The following is a 17418-nucleotide window of genomic DNA, read 5'->3' as shown; positions in this document are numbered from 1 at the left end:
GGTGATCGGCCCGTCCTCGACCGTCGTCACTGCAACGACGGCGGCGCACCGGCGACGATGCCGGCCGCGATCGCGATATCGTCCGCGAGCGGCCGGTCGTCGTGATATGCCGGCACGCGTTCGCGCACCTGCCGCCACAGCGCGTCCGTCGATGCGGCCCGCGCCGTTTCGGCCGGCTGCAGGTCGTACGCCTGCGCGGCGGCCAGCAGCTCGATCGCGAGCACGCGCGTCGTATTCTCGATGATGTCGAGCGCCTTCAGCGCGGCCGGCGTCGCGTGACACAGGTGATCTTCCTGCAGCCCCGACGTGATACCGCCGTCGAGGCTCGCCGGCGCGGCAAGCCGCTGATTCTGCGCGACCAGCGCGACCGCCGTGTACTGCGCGATCATGAACCCCGAGCAACTGCCGCCCGGCGCGGCAAGAAACGCCGGCAGCCCGCTGACGAGCGGATTCACGAGCCGGTCGAGACGCCGCTCCGCGATCGCCGCGACCTGGGCCATCGCCGCCGCGAGGCTGTCCATCGCGAGCGCGATGCCCGCGCCGACCGCATGCGCCTGCGAATGCACGGCCGGCGCCTCCCGCGTGCCGGCGACGATCGGATTGTCGGTGACGGACGCGAGTTCGCGATCGACGACCTCCGCCGTGACGTCGAACACGTCGCGCGCCGCGCCGTGCACGTGCGGAATCGTGCGCAGGCTGAGCGGATCCTGCGTATGCCGGCCGCTCGCCGCGACGAGCATGCCGCTGTCCGCCAGCAATGCACGCAAACGGGCGCCGACCTGCCCGATACCGGGCGAAATCCGCAGCGCGAGCGAAGCCGGATCGAATGCGGCGAGCTGCCCGCCGAGGTTCTCGAAACTCATCGCCGCGATCCAGTCGGCCCAGTCGAGCAACCGTTCGGCGCGAACCAGCGCGAGCGCGGCCAGCCCCGTGACGCACGGCGTCCCGTTGACGAGGCTCAACCCCTCCTTCGCACCGAGGACGAGCGGTTCGCGGCCGATGCGCCGCAGCGCCTCGTCGCCGCGCACGCGTTCGCCGCGATGGCGCGCGTGGCCGTGCCCGACGCAGACGAGCGCGACGTGCGCCATGTGGGTCAGGTACCCGACCGAGCCGTGCGCCGGCACTTCGGGCAGGCAATCGTGCTCCAGCAGCGCGACGAGCTGTTCGACGACGTCGGCCCGGACACCCGAATGCCCGTGCGCATAGTTGTTGATCGCGGCCGCGATGATCGCGCGCGTTTCGGCCGCGCCGAGCGGCATGCCGACGCCTACCGCATGACTCATCAGGATGTTGTGCGACAGCGTGCTCTGCTGGGCCGGCGATACGATCACGTCGCACAGCGCGCCGACGCCGGTATTGACGCCATAGGCGCGAATCCCGCGCGCGACGATCTCGTCGACGAGTTCGCGAGCGGCCACGACCCGCGCGCGCGCATCGTCGGCCAACGCCAGCGGCTCGCCGGCCGCCACCGCCGCCACCTGCCGCCAGTCAAGCGGCTGCGCCGCACGGAATACGGTCATGGCAGCCTCAGTTCGTGGTGCGGTCGTGGTGGCTCGACACGAATTGCCGGAAGCGCTCGGAGGTCTGCCCGCCGAACACTTCATTGGGCGTCCCGTCCGTATCGACCTCGCCCTGATGCAGGAACATCACGCGATTCGACACGTGGCGCGCGAAACCCATTTCATGCGTGACGACCAGCATCGTGCGCCCCTCTTCCGCGAGCGAGCGCATCACGCGCAGCACCTCGCCGACCAGCTCCGGGTCGAGCGCCGACGTCGGTTCGTCGAACAGCATCACCTTCGGATGCATCGCCAGCGCGCGGGCAATCGCGACGCGTTGCTGCTGGCCGCCCGACAGGTGTGCGGGATAGTAGCCGCGCTTGTCCGCGAGGCCGACGCGTGCGAGCAGCGCCTCGGCCTCCTCCACCGCTTCCGCGCGACTGCGCTTCTGCACGCGCAGCGGCCCCTCGACGAGGTTGTCGAGCACCGTCATGTGCGACCACAGGTTGAAGTTCTGAAACACCATCCCGAGCTGCGAGCGAATCCGGTCGACCTGGCGCCGGTCGCTCGGATGCAGCTTGCCGTCGCGCGCGCGCTTCATCGCCAGCTCTTCGCCCGCGAGCGCGACGGAGCCGTCGTCGGGCGTCTCGAGCAGGTTCAGGCAGCGCAGGAACGTGCTCTTGCCCGATCCGCTCGCGCCGAGGATCGAGATGACGTCACCCTCGTGCGCGTCGAGCGAAATGCCCTTCAACACGTGATGATCGCCGAACGACTTGTGGATGTTTCTGACCGACAGCGCAACGGGAGCAGTGGTGTTCATCGGATTCTCTTTGAAAGGACGGGGCGCTCAGGAGGCGGCGCGCTGAGGATTGCGCGCCGCCGCGGCGGACGCACCGGACGGCTTCGGCGCACGCAGGTGCCCGGAGAGCCGCCATTCGAGCGCGCCGAGCAGGCGCACGACGATGAAGTTCAGGCCCAGATAGATGAGGGCCGCGCAGACGAACACCTCGGTCGTCCGGTAGGTTTGCTGAATGATCTGCTGCGCGACGCCCGTCACTTCCCACACCGTGACGAGGCTCGCCAGCGCGGTCGACTTGACGAGCAGCACGGCCTCGGTCGAGTACGCGGGCAGGCACTGGCGCAGCGCGATCGGACCGATCACGCGCCGCAGCAGCGCGAAGCCCGACAGGCCGATCGAATAGCCGGCCTCGATCTGCCCGACCGGTACGGCCATCAACCCGCCGCGCAGGATTTCGGCCGTATAGCCGGCCGTGCACAGCGCCAGCGACAGCACCGCGCAGACGTACGGCTCGCGCAGCACCGGCCACATGAAGCTGTCGCGGATCACGCCGAACTGGCCGAGCCCGTAATACACGAGGAACATCTGGATCAGCAGCGGCGAGCCGCGAAACACCAGGATGTAGGCGCGCGCGAAGCGGTTCGGCAGCCAGCTCGGCGACACGCGCATCGTGACGATCACGAGCGACAGTAGGCCGCCGAGCACGAGCGATGCGAAGAACAGGCCGAGCGTGGTCGGTACGGCCGCGAGCAGCTGACGCAGCGTATCGACGAGAAATGCGAAATCGATGGACATGCCCGTTCTCCGTCAGTTGCGCGCGAAATTGCGGCGGAACGACCGGCCGACGATCGCTTCCGCCCGGTTGAACACGCGGTTCGACAAGCCCGTCATCAGCAGATAGAGCGCACCGCCCGCGACGAAGAACACGAAGTACTGGTGCGTCGAATTGGCGGCGATCTGGCTCGTGCGGAGCAGCTCGGCGAGACCGGTGACCGAGATCAGTGCGGAGTCCTTCAGGCTCAGTTGCCACACGTTGCCGATGCCGGGCAGCGCGAAGCGCAGCACCTGCGGCACCAGGATGCGCCGCAGCACCATGCTGCGCGGCATGCCGATCGAGCGCGCCGCTTCGAGTTCGCCCTTCGACACCGCGAGCACCGCCGCGCGATAGACCTCCGCCTGATAGGCGCCAGAGATCATCCCGACCGCGAGCGCGCCGATCACGAACGGCGGCACGCCGATGAAGCCTTCCGCGCCGAACCACTGGCCGACGGCCGTCACGAGCGTCGAGCCGCCGAAGTAGAACAGATAGATGACGAGCAGTTCGGGCACGCCGCGAAATACCGTCGTATACAGATCGCCGAGCAGGCGCAGGGTGCGGTAGCGCGACAGCTTCGCCGCCGCGATCGCCGCGCCGATCACCGCGCCGACCGCGAGCGCCGCGAGCGTCAGCGCGACCGTCATCAATGCGGCGAGAAGCAGCACACCACCCCAGCCTTCGGTACCGAAGCCGAGCATTTCAAGAATCTCCATGCGTGCCTCCCTGCATGCGTTGAGTGAATCCGGCTGAATGCATGCCGCCGCGCGTCGTTCGACGACCTTACGCGGCGGCGACCGAACGTGCGCTTACGGCGTGACGTCGGTCTTGAACCACTTGTCGGCGAGCTTCTTCACGGTGCCGTCCGCGAGCGCCGCGGCGATCGCCGTATCGAACTTCGTCTTCAGGTCGGCATCCTGCTTGCGAAACGCGAGCCCCTCGCCCGGCCCCCAGATCGGGCCGCCGAGCTTCGGCCCCGCGAGCACGATCGATGCGTTGTCCTTCTTCGCGTTGTTCGCCGCGTAGTACGTGACGTCGTCGAACGATGCATCGATGCGCCCCGCGACCAGATCGAGATCGCGTTCGGGCGACGTCTTGTACACGCGGATCGACGCGATGTCCTTGAAGCTGTCGTTGATGAATTTCGTGTAGACGGTGCCCGACTGGATACCGATCGTCTTGCCCTTCAGCTGCTTGCGCAACGTGTCGACGGTCGGCTTGTCCGCGTTGGCGTCGCCCGTCAGCTTGACGATCGGCGCGCCGGGCGCGGCCTTCGGCAGGATCTTCGTATCGGTGACGGCGAACGTCGCCGGCGTTGCCGCATACGGACGCGAGAACAGCAGGATCTTTTCGCGCTCCGGCGTGATGGAAATCGCATCCATCAGGATATCGAACTTGCCGGCCTGCAGGCCGGGGATCATCCCGTCCCAGTCCTGCGCGACCATGTTGCACTGCACCTTGATCCGCTCGCACACGTTGGCGAGCAGTTCCGGTTCGAAACCGCCGAGCTTGCCGCCCGGCAGCGTGAGGTTCCACGGCGCGTAGCCGCCTTCGAGCGCGACCGTCACCGTCTTCCATTCCTTGGCCTGTACCGGTGCCGCCAGAGTGGCCGCCGCAGCCGCGATGACGCCGATCGTCCTGATTGCCCACTTGATGCGCTTGCCGTTCACGAGATTTCTCCTTGCGTTGAGGTTCGCCATCCCTTCGGTGCAGCAAGCCGCCTCAGGAATTTGTCTATACAAGCATGCAAGAAGAAAAACAGCGAAGCAAGCCGTGGTCAATAAAAACCGCGGAAACGCGGGAAATCCCCTAATTTCAAGGGTCTAGCGTGCATCGTTGCGGGGAAATCCGGCACATGTTTGGTGCAATTCGACTGATCGAATCTCAAGGATGACTAGACAAATTTTGAATTCGATCGCCGCTGCGCTCGACCGGGAAACACGTCTGAGGATCGGCGGGTGGATGTCGGCGAGGTATCGTGAGCCGTGAAGGACGCCGACCCTACCGCGCCTGCGGCGCATCGCGCAGCACGGACCGCAACGCAGTATCGAACGGCGTCGCGTAATCGATCCCGAGCGCGCGTACGGGCGCGGCGTCGCGTCGGTCGGCTGGGCGATCGGCGCGAGCGACGCGTCGATGCCGAGCGCGGCCGCGATTCGCTGCGCGATGTCGTACTTCGTCATCGGCTCCTCGCTCGACCAATGGCGAATGCCCGTGACGGATTCACCCGCGAGATGGCGCAGCGTCAGGTCGCGGATGACCTGCGCAACGTCGGGCGTGTAGGTCGGGTAACGGATCGCCCATGCGTCCATGCCGACCGCGTCGGCGCCCGGCCGCGCCGACGCGACGACGGCCGGCACGAGGCTCGTGACGGCCGATTCGCTCCAGTCGGCGATCGGGCCGAAGAGCAGCGGCAGGCGCAGCACGCACGACAGCGGCGAGGCGGCCAGCAGCGCGGCCTCGCCTTCCAGTTTGGTGCGGCCGTAGATGTTCAGCGGGTTCGGGGCGGCGTCCTCGCCGTAGGGGGCTGCCTTGCCGTCGAAGACGTAGTCGGTCGAGATGCCGAGCGTCCATGCGCCGTATCGCGCGGCAAGCGCGCCGACGCGGGCCGGTGCGGTGACGTTGATGGCGCGGGCGGCGGCCGGGTTGCGTTCGCAGACGTCGGGGCGGCGTTCGGCGGCGCAGAGAATCACCGCTGCCGGTCGGTGAGTTTCGAAAACGCGTTCTAGGGACGGCTGATCGAGAACGTCGAGCTCGGCGACGTTTTCCGGCGGCAACGCGAGCAGTTTCGCGCCGGCGGTTTGCGGGTTCCGGATGGTTGCCAGCAGCGTCAGCGACGATTCGCGAGTCAGGGAGGCCGCAACCGCGCGGCCGAGCAGGCCGGAGGCGCCGATGAGGAGGATGGTTTTGTGCAGGGTCGACGGAGAGGGGTTTGGCATCGGTGCGATCAATCACGGGAAACGAATGGATTATCGAGCCTATTGAATCGCAGGAACGATCGCCGCGCAACGCTTCGGTCTACTGGCTCGCATCCGGTCGCGAACATATGCACCGATCTCTCCGTCGCCCGAAAAGGCAAAACCCGGCGCGCTCGCGCGCGCCGGGCTCCCGATACCGAACGGAAATGTCGCCCTGCGTTACTTCCGGTCGACCGAATACCGCCCCGGCCCGCTCAACGCGAGCAACAGCAGCCCGCCGACGATGCTCACGTTCTTGTAGAAGTTGATCATCGCCATGTACTGCTCCATTCCCTGCAGCGCCCAGTAGCGATGGCCGATCAGCGCGGTCGCGAGCGTATAGGCGGCGAACGCCAGCGCAAGCGGACGCGTATAGAAGCCGATCGCGATCAGCACGCCGCCCACCAGCTCGACCGCCACCGCGATCGCGGCCGCCAGCTCGGGCGCCGGGTTGCCGGTCGACGCCATGTACGCGACCGTGCCCGAGAAACCGGTCAGCTTCTGCCAGCCGAACAGCACGAACAGGATCATCATCAGCACGCGAGCGGCCAGCAGCAGCTCGTCCTTCTTCGACTCCAGCGAAACGTAACGCATAGCAATCACCCTTGAATTGACGGTTTGATGCGTCCGGTGCCGCTGCGCGCCGAATCGGCGCGCGATCGCGGCAACGGATCGCTCTTCGCGCAATCGGACGGCAAGCCATCTGGCCTGCCACCGAAGAATCCGTCCGGTGGCGCCGCGACCGGCGGCACGCTCCGGACCGGTTCTGGCGAAGCACGGGTGCAGTCTACTGTCACGCCCGAAATCATCAATATGCCAATACGTGATTCGCCGTCTCGAATTAGTGGACAATCGGCGAGGATCGATCCGTCACACGACGTCTGCTGGTTCATCTCAAATAAAATCTAATCTGAAGCAAATAAATCTGAGCTTGCATTTTAAGACAATGAATATTGGTCCGAGCACTAGTCGCGGACACCCACAATGAGAAATAAATCTGTTCTCATACGACTAAATCATTGTAATTATTAGATGTTTTTTTGACATCAAACCAACCCCATTGACTGACTCAACCTGCTGACGAGGTGCTTCGCCTTCATGTTTGACGCTCGGATCACCTGCAGCCAAGAGAAGATGGTTCGAGACCTCCAGTAAAATCAACGGCTTCCGTTGTTTTTCGCAATAAAACATGGACTACACGTTCGCGTTTGCAAACAAAAGTTGTCCCGTGACATCCATCAAGATGGTTTTGTTGCGCTGAGCCCGAAACTTGCAATGTTTGTGTCTCGAAATGCGACCACCCGAAGAACCTTGAACTTACGACACATCGATACGGAGCAGGAGGTCTTAGTTTTGAATGGGATCACTCTATCGAACTCAGACCGTGACGTGTACTCGACGAGCAAAGAACAACTGTCTCTTCTCGTGGCGTCCCATTCCGGCTCGCAAGATCGACTGCCGGCCGGCGCTAGACAGTGACCACTCTCCTCCAATTCACCTCTAAGACTGTCGTGAAAGGCCTCAGCAATCGACGGCGTTTGCGAATATGCCAGCAATAGATTGACCCGACCGAGTTTGCCGACTGCCAGCCGATAGCGTTCTGGCGATTGTTCCAGATTGGATGCTTGATGCCGTCCAGTTCCCGTCGCGCGGCGGTTCTGTCGTCGAGCATGGGGCAGAACAGCCATTGCGCCTTCGGGACGGGCCCAGCCGTATCGCACAACCGTTGTACCAGCGCCGCGGCCAGTCCGCCGCCGGCACTTTGCCCTCCTATCGCGATTCGAGCGGGATCGACTCCGAGCCTCTGCGCCGCGGCAAGGAGCCACTGCCATGCGGACATGCAATCATCCAATGCGGCTGGATAAGGATGCCCTGGAGCCAGTCTGTAGCCCACGGAGACGACGACGATGCCCAACTCTCGGCAAACCGCAGTGCAACGTGCGTGGTCCTGAGCTGGCGCACCCACGACGTAGCCACCGCCATGAATCCAGACGAGCGCAGCGCCGCAGGCGTAATGGTCAGGCCGATAGACCCGCAAATTCAAGCTGCCTACGCGGATGAGTTCGAGCGTTCCTCCCTCGAATCCAGTCCGTCCGCCAAACCGGGACAGATTTCGAATGAGCCATCTTCCGCCTGCGTTCCCGTACGGCAAAGGCGGCATCCAGCGCACCAGGTTCCTTAGCTCGGGTGCTATCTTTTCGCGATTCACGCGCCTTCCTTCTATACGACGCCCGGTGAAGACGATCTTCCGACCGACTACCGGTGATTATCCAAAACCGATGAGGTTCTCGACATCTTTATTCAGCTGGCGTCAGGACATCTGGCTCCTGGTATGACGCGGTAATTTCATACTGATTCTCGCCTTCGCGACTCATCTGGCACCGCTCACATGTTCGGGTAATTCGGCCCGCCGCCGCCTTCCGGCGTGACCCACACGATGTTCTGCGTCGGGTCCTTGATGTCGCAGGTCTTGCAGTGCACGCAGTTCTGCGCGTTGATCACCAGGCGATCGCTGCCGTCGTCGTTCTGCACGAACTCGTACACGGCCGCCGGGCAGAAGCGCCCCTCCGGCCCCGCGTAGGTGCGCAGGTTCACGTTCACCGGCACGCTCGCATCCTTCAGCGTCAGGTGCGCCGGCTGGTTCTCCTCGTGGTTCGTGTTCGAGATGAACACCGACGACAGACGGTCGAACGTCAGCTTGCCGTCCGGCTTCGGATACTCGATCGGCTCGCATTGCGACGCCGGCTTCAGCATCTCGTGATCCGCATGCTTGTGGTGCAGCGTCCACGGCACGTTGCCGCCCATCACCTTCTGCTCGAGCCCGACCATCAGCGTGCCGAGGTACAGGCCCTTCGCCATCCACTGCTTGAAGTTGCGCGCGCGGTACAGCTCCGTGTACAGCCACGACTGCTTGAAGGCATCCGGGTACGCGTTCAGCTCGTCCGACTGGCGGCCGGCCTGCACCGCGTCGAACGCGGCGTCGGCGGCCAGCATGCCGGTCTTGATCGCCGCATGACTGCCCTTGATCCGCGAGGCGTTCAGGAAGCCCGCGTCGTCGCCGATCAGCGCGCCGCCCGGGAACACCGTCTTCGGCAGCGACAGCAGCCCGCCGGCCGTGATCGCACGCGCGCCGTACGACACGCGCTTGCCGCCCTCCAGGAACGCGCGGATCGACGGATGCGTCTTGTAGCGCTGGAATTCCTCGAACGGCGACAGGTACGGGTTCGTGTAGCCGAGGCCCACCACGAAGCCGACCACGACCTGGTTGTTGTCCATGTGATACAGGAACGAGCCGCCGTACGTATCCGACTTCAGCGGCCAGCCGGCCGTGTGGATCACGAGGCCCGGCTTGTGCTTGGCCGGGTCGATTTCCCACAGTTCCTTGATGCCGATCCCGTAGGCCTGCGGATCGGCGTTCGCGTCGAGCTTGAACTTCGAGATCAGCTGGCGGCCGAGGTGGCCGCGGCAGCCTTCGGCGAACAACGTGTACTTCGCGTGCAGCTCCATGCCGAGCTGGAAGTTCTCGGTCGGCTCGCCGTCCTTGCCCACGCCCATGTTGCCGGTCGCGACACCCTTCACCGAGCCGTCGTCGTTATAGAGAATCTCGGCAGCGGGGAAGCCGGGGAAGATCTCGACACCCAACGCCTCGGCCTGTGCCCCAAGCCAGCGCGTGACGTTGCCCAGCGAAATCACGTAGTTGCCGTGATTCTGGAAGTTGGCGGGCAGCGCCCAGTTCGGCGTCGTGACCGCGCTCTTCTCGGACAAAAACAGGAAGCGGTCTTCCGTCACCTCGACGTCGAGCGGCGCGCCGCGTTCCTTCCAGTCGGGGAACAGTTCGTTGATCGCGCGCGGGTCCATCACCGCGCCCGACAGGATGTGCGCGCCGATCTCGGAACCCTTCTCGAGCACGCACACGCCGATCTCGGTGCCTTTCTCGGCGGCCAGCTGCTTGAGCCGGATCGCCGCCGACAGCCCGGCGGGGCCGCCGCCGACGATCACGACGTCGTATTCCATCGATTCACGCGGGCCATGCCCTCGGTGATTCTCTTCCGCCATCCCCAATGTCTCCTCGGCTCCGTAACGTCGCCATGCTCGTCGGACTCTCGCCCTTCGAGGGCGCGATCAAGACGGGATCGCGTTCAGCGTCTCCCGCACTTGACAGCGCCAAGTATACATAAATGAATGTCGTGTAACAATATGAACGATCGAAGGTGTAACAACGGCACTGCGCGGTCGGGTATGTTCACATGGTTGTCGCCGGCTCAGAACGGTGCGCTTCGCAATACCCGAACATGCCGACGCCAACCGCGTTGCCGGCCCTGCAGTCAATCAGGATGAGCTATCCGCTCGCGATTTCTCGTAAGTGTCCGCGAGGCCAGGAAAAACCGCCCCGAAAGCAACGAAGCAGAACGGCGTACGCTATTGTCCAACGAGGTCGTATGCGGCGAGGGCCGCCACCTCCGTTACGCCACCGTCCACCGGCAAGCATGTGCCGGTGATGAACCGCGATTCATCGCTCGCGAGAAAGAGCGCGGCAGACGCAACATCCCACGCATCCCCTTCCAGTGGAAGCGGTGCAATTTTGCGGCGGCGCTCGCGCGCCGCTTCGTCGAGCATGCTGTGCACCATCGGTGTAAAGATATGCCCCGGCGCGATGGCGTTAGCGCGCACACGATCGCGACCATACATCACCGCCAACTCTCGCGTAAACGCAACCATACCCGCCTTCGACGAGCCGTACGCGGCTGACCCGTGACTGCGTATCCCGGCTACCGAACTGATATTGACGATCGCCCCGCCACCGCGCGCCACGATGTGCGGCACAGCGCCCCGGCTCATCAGAAACGCGCTCTTCAGGTTCACGTCCATCACGCGGTCCCAGGACGCCTCGTCGAGATCCTGCAACCGCCCCGGCGCGCCCGAAATTCCTACGTTGTTCACGAGTATGTCCAGCCCGCCATATCGGTCGACCGTCTCGTCGACGATACGCGCGCACACGTCCACATCCGTGATGTCGCCTGTACAGACGAAACCCTGCCCGCCGGATTCAGCGATCAATTCGAGCGTTTCGACCGCCCTTTGGTGCTGCTGATCGACGAGGCAAACCGAAGCACCCTCCGCCGCAAACAGGCACGCAATGGCTTTGCCCGTGCCGTAGCCCTGGCCGAGCGAACCGGCGCCGGTGACGATCGCGATCTTGCCGCGCAAACGCTGATAGAAAACTTTCGGAGAAGGCATGTGTAGTCGGTGATGTAGTCGCTCGCCACCGCAATGCGCTCGCGCGCACTGAGGCGACCGTGTCGATGGAGCTTAGTCTCTTGGGATCACCAATGCAACACGTAGTTGCATTAACGGCCTGCGTCTGTTCCGGCCCGGCCGTGCCGTGACTCGATACCGGCGGATCGAAGCGCGCCGCGTAGACCTGGGTCGCAGCCCCCCCTCGATCGTCACCGGTAACGCCATGTCGTTCATCACAGCGGGTGCAAACGGGATTGCCCTCGCAATCGAGATTTGAAGGGCCGTACGATTCGTCGCACAAGGGGGCGCTCGGCCGCGACATCGGGAAAACCACACCTCATCGGTCGTTGCATATATTGAATGACGTGCATATAGTTGCCTTCATTCTCAGATACTTTTTTGGCAGGCAACTGATGAACCTCGCTGACGCACCCAGCCTGATTGATGGCATCGCCGGCACCGAACCAGCACGAGCGCTGACCCCGGAGGACTACCGAACGGAAGAAAGCGTGGCCTTCAAGATGAATCTGGTTCACCTGCTGCTCGGCAGCGAAATCGACCGAAAGCTCTCGGCCAGCGGGCTTTCCGCTCTTCAGTGGGGCATTCTGAAAGCGCTCTATGACGAGCGCGCGCGCACGCCGACCGCGCTCTGCCGCATCCTTCTCGCGGACAGCGGCGCGATGACGCGCAAGCTGGATTCTCTCGAGCGGCGGGGATTGATCGAGCGAATCCGAAGCATTTCCGACAGACGCAGCATCGAACTTGTCTTGAAGGCAAGTGGGCGGCAACTGCTGCGCGAAACACTGCCGCACATCGTTGAAACGAGCAACCGGCAGCTTCTCGGCTTCTCAGTGGACGAAGTCGCAACGGTCAAACGCCTTCTCGACCGAATGGTCGTCAACCTGAGCTGAGCAGCGACGGCCATGCCCGATTTGAGCAGCGGATCAGCCGGAGCTCAACGCTTACCTCAATTGAAAATGGAGCACTTCATGGAGCAGACCGAATCAATCGGAACGCAAAGCGGAACGCCGGCGCCTGAGAGCGCGCCGCTGTGCGTTCCTCACGTGTACCGCGGCCGCACGGTTACAGGAAGCGCGATCCGCCACGTATCGCGAGATCTCGGGCAGGGCTTCTGCACGCCCTCGATCGAACTGGATGACCTCGTCTGGCCGCGTGCCGCATCGGGACCTGCGTATGATTTACCGGTTGAGAAAATCGTGGATTTCCTCGTCGAACTCGGCCCTCGTCTGCATCTGGACGTCAATCCGCTGATGCAGGCGGCACTTGAATCGATGATTCAGGTGAGTCCCCTTGGACGCCGGATCCTTGAAAACTGCTATCGGGACATTCCGAACCTGTTTTTGCGCCACGTAATCGAGGACGAGTTGCGCGTGAGCCTTGGCGACGCGAGGCTCGTCGACGGCTGGGTAGAACGTACGCTGCGCGGTCGTCCAAGCCGTCTGCGCGCTTTCCCGCCGAGACTCGTTCATATTCTGGCAGGCAACTCGCCCATGGTAGCGGCCATGACGGTCATGAGAGCGGCGCTGACGAAGGGCGTGCACCTGCTCAAGCTGCCGTCGAACGACCTGTTTACGGCGACGGCGATTCTCCGGACGATGGCCGAAATCGACCCTCAACATCCCGTCACGCAGTCGTTCTCGGCAGCCTACTGGCGGGGGGGCGACGAAAGCGTGGAGTCCATCCTTTATCGCCCGCAATACTTCGACAAAATCGTCGTCTGGGGCGGTGACAGTGCGGTACGTCATGTCATGCGCTACGCCGGGCCGGGGCTTGAGCTGATTTCGTTCGACCCCAAGGTGTCCATATCGCTGATCGGCCGCGAGGCGTTCAGCTCCGACGAGGTGCTGCGTGAAGTCGCACGAGCCGGCGCCGCGGACGTATTGTCGTTCAACCAGGACGCATGCAACGCGAGCCGCTACCAGTACATCGAAGGCGACGAAGACGACGCCGACCGCTATTGCGAGCAACTCGCGCTCGCACTCGGCGAGGATTACCGATACGGCGACGGACAGGGACCGCTCGTGCCGAGCGAAATTCGCGAATCAGTGGACGTATTGCGCGAGATGGAGCCGATTTATCGCGTTTTCGGTGGCTACGAGGGTAAAGGTCTCGTCATTCGCTCGGACGAAATGGTCGACTTCCATCCGATCTGCAAGACCGTCAACGTCATTCCGGTGGGCAGTCTGCGCGACGGGGCACGTTACGCGACTGTCGCAACGCAGACTGTCGGGATTTATCCGCCGCATCGGGTAATCGAGGTGCGCGATGCCCTGGCATGCGCGGGCGTACAACGCATGGTCGCATTGGGCGAGTCGATTTCGGACGGCGTTGGCGGCTACCCTCATGACGGCATGTTCCCCATCCATCGATTCATGAAATGGGTTTCCGAGGAATCGGGTCCGAACCAGCATGAGGTACGATAATGCAGGCTCTTTCATCCCTTGTAAAACTCATCGATATTCAGGATCCCTTCAGAAATTTTCATGATGAACTCCACGCCGTTCAACTGCAGGCAGTCCGGGAACGCTTCGCACAGCGGCGTCAACAAATTCGCATTCTCGACAAGCGAGCTCGCGAGGCCGGCGTAACCGAACTGGGAGCGCTGGACGATGCAGTTCCGCTGCTTTTCGCCGACGCCGTTTATAAGAGCTATCCCGATTCCTTCATCGAAAGCGGCAAATGGCGTCATCTCACGGCATGGCTTCAAACCCTTACGACGAACAGGATCGACGGGCTCGACTACGGCAAGGTCGATAATCTCGACGACTGGATCAACGAGCTGCGTCGCAACGGACACTACGTGATGAGTTCGAGCGGCACCTCTGGCAAGCAGTCGTTCATCTACCAGAGTGAAACAGACCGTGAACTCGGTTGGCGCCTGCTCGACCAGGGCATTCGTTGGGCTGCGAGCGGCATGCGTGATCGGTCACGTCGCTATCCTGCTTATCTCTTGACGCCCTCTTCCGGCTCCTACACCGGCACCGAGCGCATGGCGAAGTTCGCCGAGTCCATTGCCCTGCCTGGCGATATTCACTACATGTCCGACGTGCCGCAAAGCGCTGCCCAAACCACGCGCATGGCGCGCGTGCGGCGGGCAATCGCCGACGGCACCGCGCTCCCCAGCGAGATCGCAGCCTTCCAGAGCGAGAATCGTGAGCGCACCGAGCGCGTGCAAGCCGACTTCCGGCGCTTCATCGACGAATTGCTCGAGCGGCGCCGCGAACCGATGTTCATCATGGGCATGATGGGCATGCTCTACCAGATCGTTGCCACGGCGCGCGAACGCGGCATTCCCGACGGCGCTTTTCATCCCGACACGATCATCAGCATCGGCGGTGGCAAAAAGGGGGCGAATTTGCCCGAAGATTTCCAGCAGCAGTGTGAACGCTTCTTCAATTTCAACCCGACCAATTTCAACGACGGCTACGGCATGGGCGAAGTATCGGGGTTCTGCCCGTGGTTCCATGAAGCGAAGGCGTGGACGGTGCCGCCGTGGCTCGTCCCGCTCGTACTCGACGCGACCGGCGAGCGGCTTCTGAATCCGCGCGACGGAACAGGCATCGTCGAAGGCAGGCTCGCGATAATCGACCTGCTTGCAGACGGCCGATGGGGTGGCGTCATCAGCGGGGACAAGGTCACCGTGGAGTTCGGTCACGGCATCGATGGGGTGCAGACGCCCATCATCCATAACGTGGTGCGCTACAAGGACCTTGCCGACGGTGACGACAAGCTGTCCTGCGCTGGCACGATCGACGCCTATGTCCGCGGAGAGATGGCGGACATGACCGAGGCGCGTACGGCCAAATAAGATAATTCTCCACAATCCTATGTAATCCTACCCACTCATGAGTGAGAAAATGACAAATCCAGCCGTTTGGTTCATCACGGGCGTTTCGTCCGGCTTTGGGCGGTCCCTTGCGGAAGCGGCCCTCGCACGCGGCGACAAGGTGGTCGGCACCGTGCGCAACACCGCGCAGCTCACGCCGTTCGAAAATCTCGCGCCAGGGCGAGCCTATGGCGTACTGCTCGATGTCACCGACACCACGTCGTTGCCTGGCGCCGTCGAGCAGGCCATTAGTCGCGCAGGCACGATCGACGTTCTCGTGAACAATGCAGGCTACGGACTGTTCGGTGCATTCGAAGAAATCTCCGATACCGAAGCTCGGCAGCTATTCGATACCAACGTGTTCGGCACGGCCAATGTGATCCGCGCCGTTCTGCCCCATTTTCGTGAGCGAAAGCGCGGGCACATCGTGAACTTCTCGTCGCTGGCCGGTGTAATCGGCATCACGGGTTGCAGCTTCTATTGCGCGTCGAAGCATGCAATAGAAGGCCTGTCCGAATCGCTCTCGCGAGAATTGAAGCCGTTTGGCATTCACGTGACCATCGTCGAACCCGGCGGTTTTCGCACGAATTTTTCGGGCGGCTCACTGAAGTGGAGCGAGATCGAATCCCCTGCCTACGCGGAAACCGTGGGCAAGATGCGCCAGATGATGCGTGGCTACCACGGCACGCAGGCAGGGGATCCAGCGAAGGCAGCCGCAGCCGTCGTGCGTGCGGTGACGTCAGAAAACCCGCCGCTGCGGTTGCCGCTCGGTCCGGATGCCGTCGACGCCGTCCAAAAGAAACTCGCGTCCGTACAGGACAATCTGGAAGCGTGGCTCGAAGTATCGAGTTCCACCGACTTCGATCGTTAACAGCGCAACTTCCAGTCCGAGGGCCGACATGTCCGCACTTGACCCATTCTATGCAATGCTTCGCGGTGACGCCGATCCATTCCGCGCTCACCCCCGGGATCTTCGCGATCTTCAACTCGCTGCCATGAAGGAGCGCTTCGCCGAGCGCAGCACCCAGATCAGGCTGCTGCGCCGCCGGGCGGACGATATGGGCGTTGAAACCATCAACCGCCACGCGGACATGATCCCTCTTCTGTTCGCGCATCAAATCTACAAGAGTTACCCGGAACAATTCATCGACAATGGCCGCTGGAAGCATCTGGCAACCTGGCTACAGACCCTCTCAAGCAACCCCGTAAGCGATATCGATATGACGGGCGTGGAAGATGTCGATGCCTGGATGGGGAAGTTGCGCGACGCGGGCCACTACGTGTTCAGCTCCAGCGGCACATCAGGGAAATGCAGCTTCATCAACCAGACGCGTACCGATCTCGACAGCGTCACCGAATCGTGTGTGAAGCTCGGTATTCACGGTAACGCGCTGCTCCACCGTGATTTCGGCAAGCGCCCTGTATTCCTGATGATGCCGCCTGCGGGTGCGCATCGCCATATCGAACCTGTGCTTCGCGCCGCGAAGCGACTCGGCGCCGAAAGCACGCTGATGTTCGACGAGCCGGTGCTTGCTTCCGCAACGATCGCGATGGGCCGCATGCGCCGCGCAATCGCCGACGGTTCCGCGAAACCCAGCGAAGTTGCCGCTCTGCAGGAACATGCAGCGGCACGGCAGCGCCATACCGGCGCCATGATCGACGGCTTTCTCGACAAGCTTGCTGCACGGCGCGACATCCCCGTTCTCGTGCAAGGCAACTGGTCACTGCACTGGACACTCGCGGAGCGCGCGCGTCAACGTGGCATCGATGATGGAATCTGCCACCCTGACACGGTGATCACGACCGGTGGCGGTTTGAAGGGCACGTCCGCGCCCGCAGACTATCGCGAACAGATCATGCGTTTCTACGGCATTCGCCCGGAGAACATTCAGAACAGCTACGGCATGTCTGAAATGATCGGGGCCGGCCCCTGGTCGGAGGTGGCGCAGGGCTACGCAATCTGCCCGTGGATCGTTCCATTCGTGCTCGACAAGACGGGGGAGCAACTACTGAACCCGTCGGACGGCCGCGGTGTTGTGGAAGGCCGCTTCGCATTTTTCGACCTGCTTGCCGACGGATACTGGGGCGGCTTCATCACCGGCGACAAAGTCACGGTGGACTTCTCGCCATCCGGCACTACCGACGGCCTCCAGGGACCGCTCATCAAACAGGTTGGCCGCTATGCCGACCTTGAAGAAGGCGAAGACAAACTCTCGTGCGCCGGCACGATGGAGTCGTACGTCCGTGGAATGATCAGCGTTTGA

15 protein-coding genes and 1 pseudogene are annotated in these 17418 nt (G+C 63.0%); 6 read left to right on the top strand and 10 right to left on the bottom strand.

Annotated elements, in window-relative coordinates:
* Positions 1-26: 26 nt before the first annotated feature.
* The 7 genes and pseudogenes from hutH to HWX76_RS12320 form a co-directional block, all read right to left on the bottom strand.
* Positions 27-1520 (bottom strand): histidine ammonia-lyase, encoded by a 1494-nt coding sequence (gene hutH / locus HWX76_RS12350; RefSeq protein WP_050016584.1) that lies wholly within the window; start codon positions 1518-1520, stop codon positions 27-29.
* A gap of 7 nt (positions 1521-1527) precedes the next feature.
* A complete protein-coding gene (locus tag HWX76_RS12345; protein WP_050016582.1) occupies positions 1528-2319 on the bottom strand; it encodes an ATP-binding cassette domain-containing protein in 792 nt (263 codons plus the stop codon).
* 27 nt (positions 2320-2346) lie between these two features.
* Entirely contained in the window at positions 2347-3093 is a 747-nt protein-coding gene (locus tag HWX76_RS12340; RefSeq protein ID WP_050016580.1) for an ABC transporter permease subunit, read from the bottom strand.
* Between the two features lie 12 nt (positions 3094-3105).
* The gene (locus HWX76_RS12335; RefSeq protein WP_050016578.1) at positions 3106-3828 is read right to left on the bottom strand and encodes an ABC transporter permease subunit; all 723 of its coding nucleotides are present in this window, start codon (positions 3826-3828) and stop codon (positions 3106-3108) included.
* Positions 3829-3921: 93 nt separating this feature from the next.
* Complete coding sequence (locus tag HWX76_RS12330; protein ID WP_050016577.1) at positions 3922-4782, bottom strand: transporter substrate-binding domain-containing protein; 861 nt, start codon at positions 4780-4782, stop codon at positions 3922-3924.
* Positions 4783-5113: 331 nt separating this feature from the next.
* Positions 5114-6051: pseudogene (locus HWX76_RS12325) on the bottom strand (SDR family oxidoreductase).
* A gap of 198 nt (positions 6052-6249) precedes the next feature.
* Positions 6250-6663 carry a DoxX family protein gene (locus HWX76_RS12320; RefSeq protein ID WP_050016574.1) on the bottom strand — a complete coding sequence of 138 codons (414 nt, stop codon included), beginning with the start codon at positions 6661-6663 and terminating at the stop codon, positions 6250-6252.
* Positions 6664-6687: 24 nt separating this feature from the next.
* Here HWX76_RS12320 and HWX76_RS12315 point away from each other — a divergent pair, with 24 nt between their 5' ends.
* Entirely contained in the window at positions 6688-6978 is a 291-nt protein-coding gene (locus HWX76_RS12315; protein WP_124630039.1) for a hypothetical protein, read from the top strand.
* Between the two features lie 559 nt (positions 6979-7537).
* Here HWX76_RS12315 and HWX76_RS12310 read toward each other — a convergent pair.
* The 3 genes from HWX76_RS12310 to HWX76_RS12300 form a co-directional block, all read right to left on the bottom strand.
* Positions 7538-8230, bottom strand: coding sequence for an alpha/beta hydrolase (locus HWX76_RS12310; protein WP_085966541.1), 693 nt, complete (start codon positions 8228-8230; stop codon positions 7538-7540).
* Between the two features lie 224 nt (positions 8231-8454).
* Positions 8455-10125: an electron transfer flavoprotein-ubiquinone oxidoreductase gene (locus HWX76_RS12305; RefSeq protein ID WP_176015858.1), complete on the bottom strand. Its 1671-nt coding sequence runs from the start codon at positions 10123-10125 to the stop codon at positions 8455-8457.
* A 363-nt stretch (positions 10126-10488) separates the two neighbouring features.
* A complete protein-coding gene (locus HWX76_RS12300; RefSeq protein ID WP_012337383.1) occupies positions 10489-11307 on the bottom strand; it encodes an SDR family oxidoreductase in 819 nt (272 codons plus the stop codon).
* A gap of 413 nt (positions 11308-11720) precedes the next feature.
* Here HWX76_RS12300 and HWX76_RS12295 point away from each other — a divergent pair, with 413 nt between their 5' ends.
* The 5 genes from HWX76_RS12295 to HWX76_RS12275 all read left to right on the top strand — a co-directional run bounded on the left by HWX76_RS12295 (position 11721) and on the right by HWX76_RS12275 (position 17418).
* On the top strand, positions 11721-12218 hold the full coding sequence (locus HWX76_RS12295; protein WP_012337382.1) for a MarR family transcriptional regulator: 498 nt from the start codon (positions 11721-11723) through the stop codon (positions 12216-12218).
* Positions 12219-12296: 78 nt separating this feature from the next.
* Positions 12297-13751 carry an acyl-CoA reductase gene (locus HWX76_RS12290; protein ID WP_012337381.1) on the top strand — a complete coding sequence of 485 codons (1455 nt, stop codon included), beginning with the start codon at positions 12297-12299 and terminating at the stop codon, positions 13749-13751.
* Positions 13751-15136 (top strand): hypothetical protein, encoded by a 1386-nt coding sequence (locus tag HWX76_RS12285; RefSeq protein WP_050016571.1) that lies wholly within the window; start codon positions 13751-13753, stop codon positions 15134-15136. Before HWX76_RS12290 ends, HWX76_RS12285 begins: the two co-directional genes overlap by 1 nt.
* 49 nt (positions 15137-15185) lie before the next feature.
* Complete coding sequence (locus tag HWX76_RS12280) at positions 15186-16025, top strand: oxidoreductase (RefSeq protein ID WP_050016564.1); 840 nt, start codon at positions 15186-15188, stop codon at positions 16023-16025.
* A gap of 28 nt (positions 16026-16053) precedes the next feature.
* Entirely contained in the window at positions 16054-17418 is a 1365-nt protein-coding gene (locus HWX76_RS12275) for a hypothetical protein (RefSeq protein WP_012337378.1), read from the top strand.

It is taken from the genome of Burkholderia sp. BCC0398 (genome assembly GCF_902833245.1).
Taxonomy (GTDB): Bacteria; Pseudomonadota; Gammaproteobacteria; order Burkholderiales; family Burkholderiaceae; genus Burkholderia; species Burkholderia sola.
This window is presented reverse-complemented; position numbering and strand designations above follow the sequence as displayed.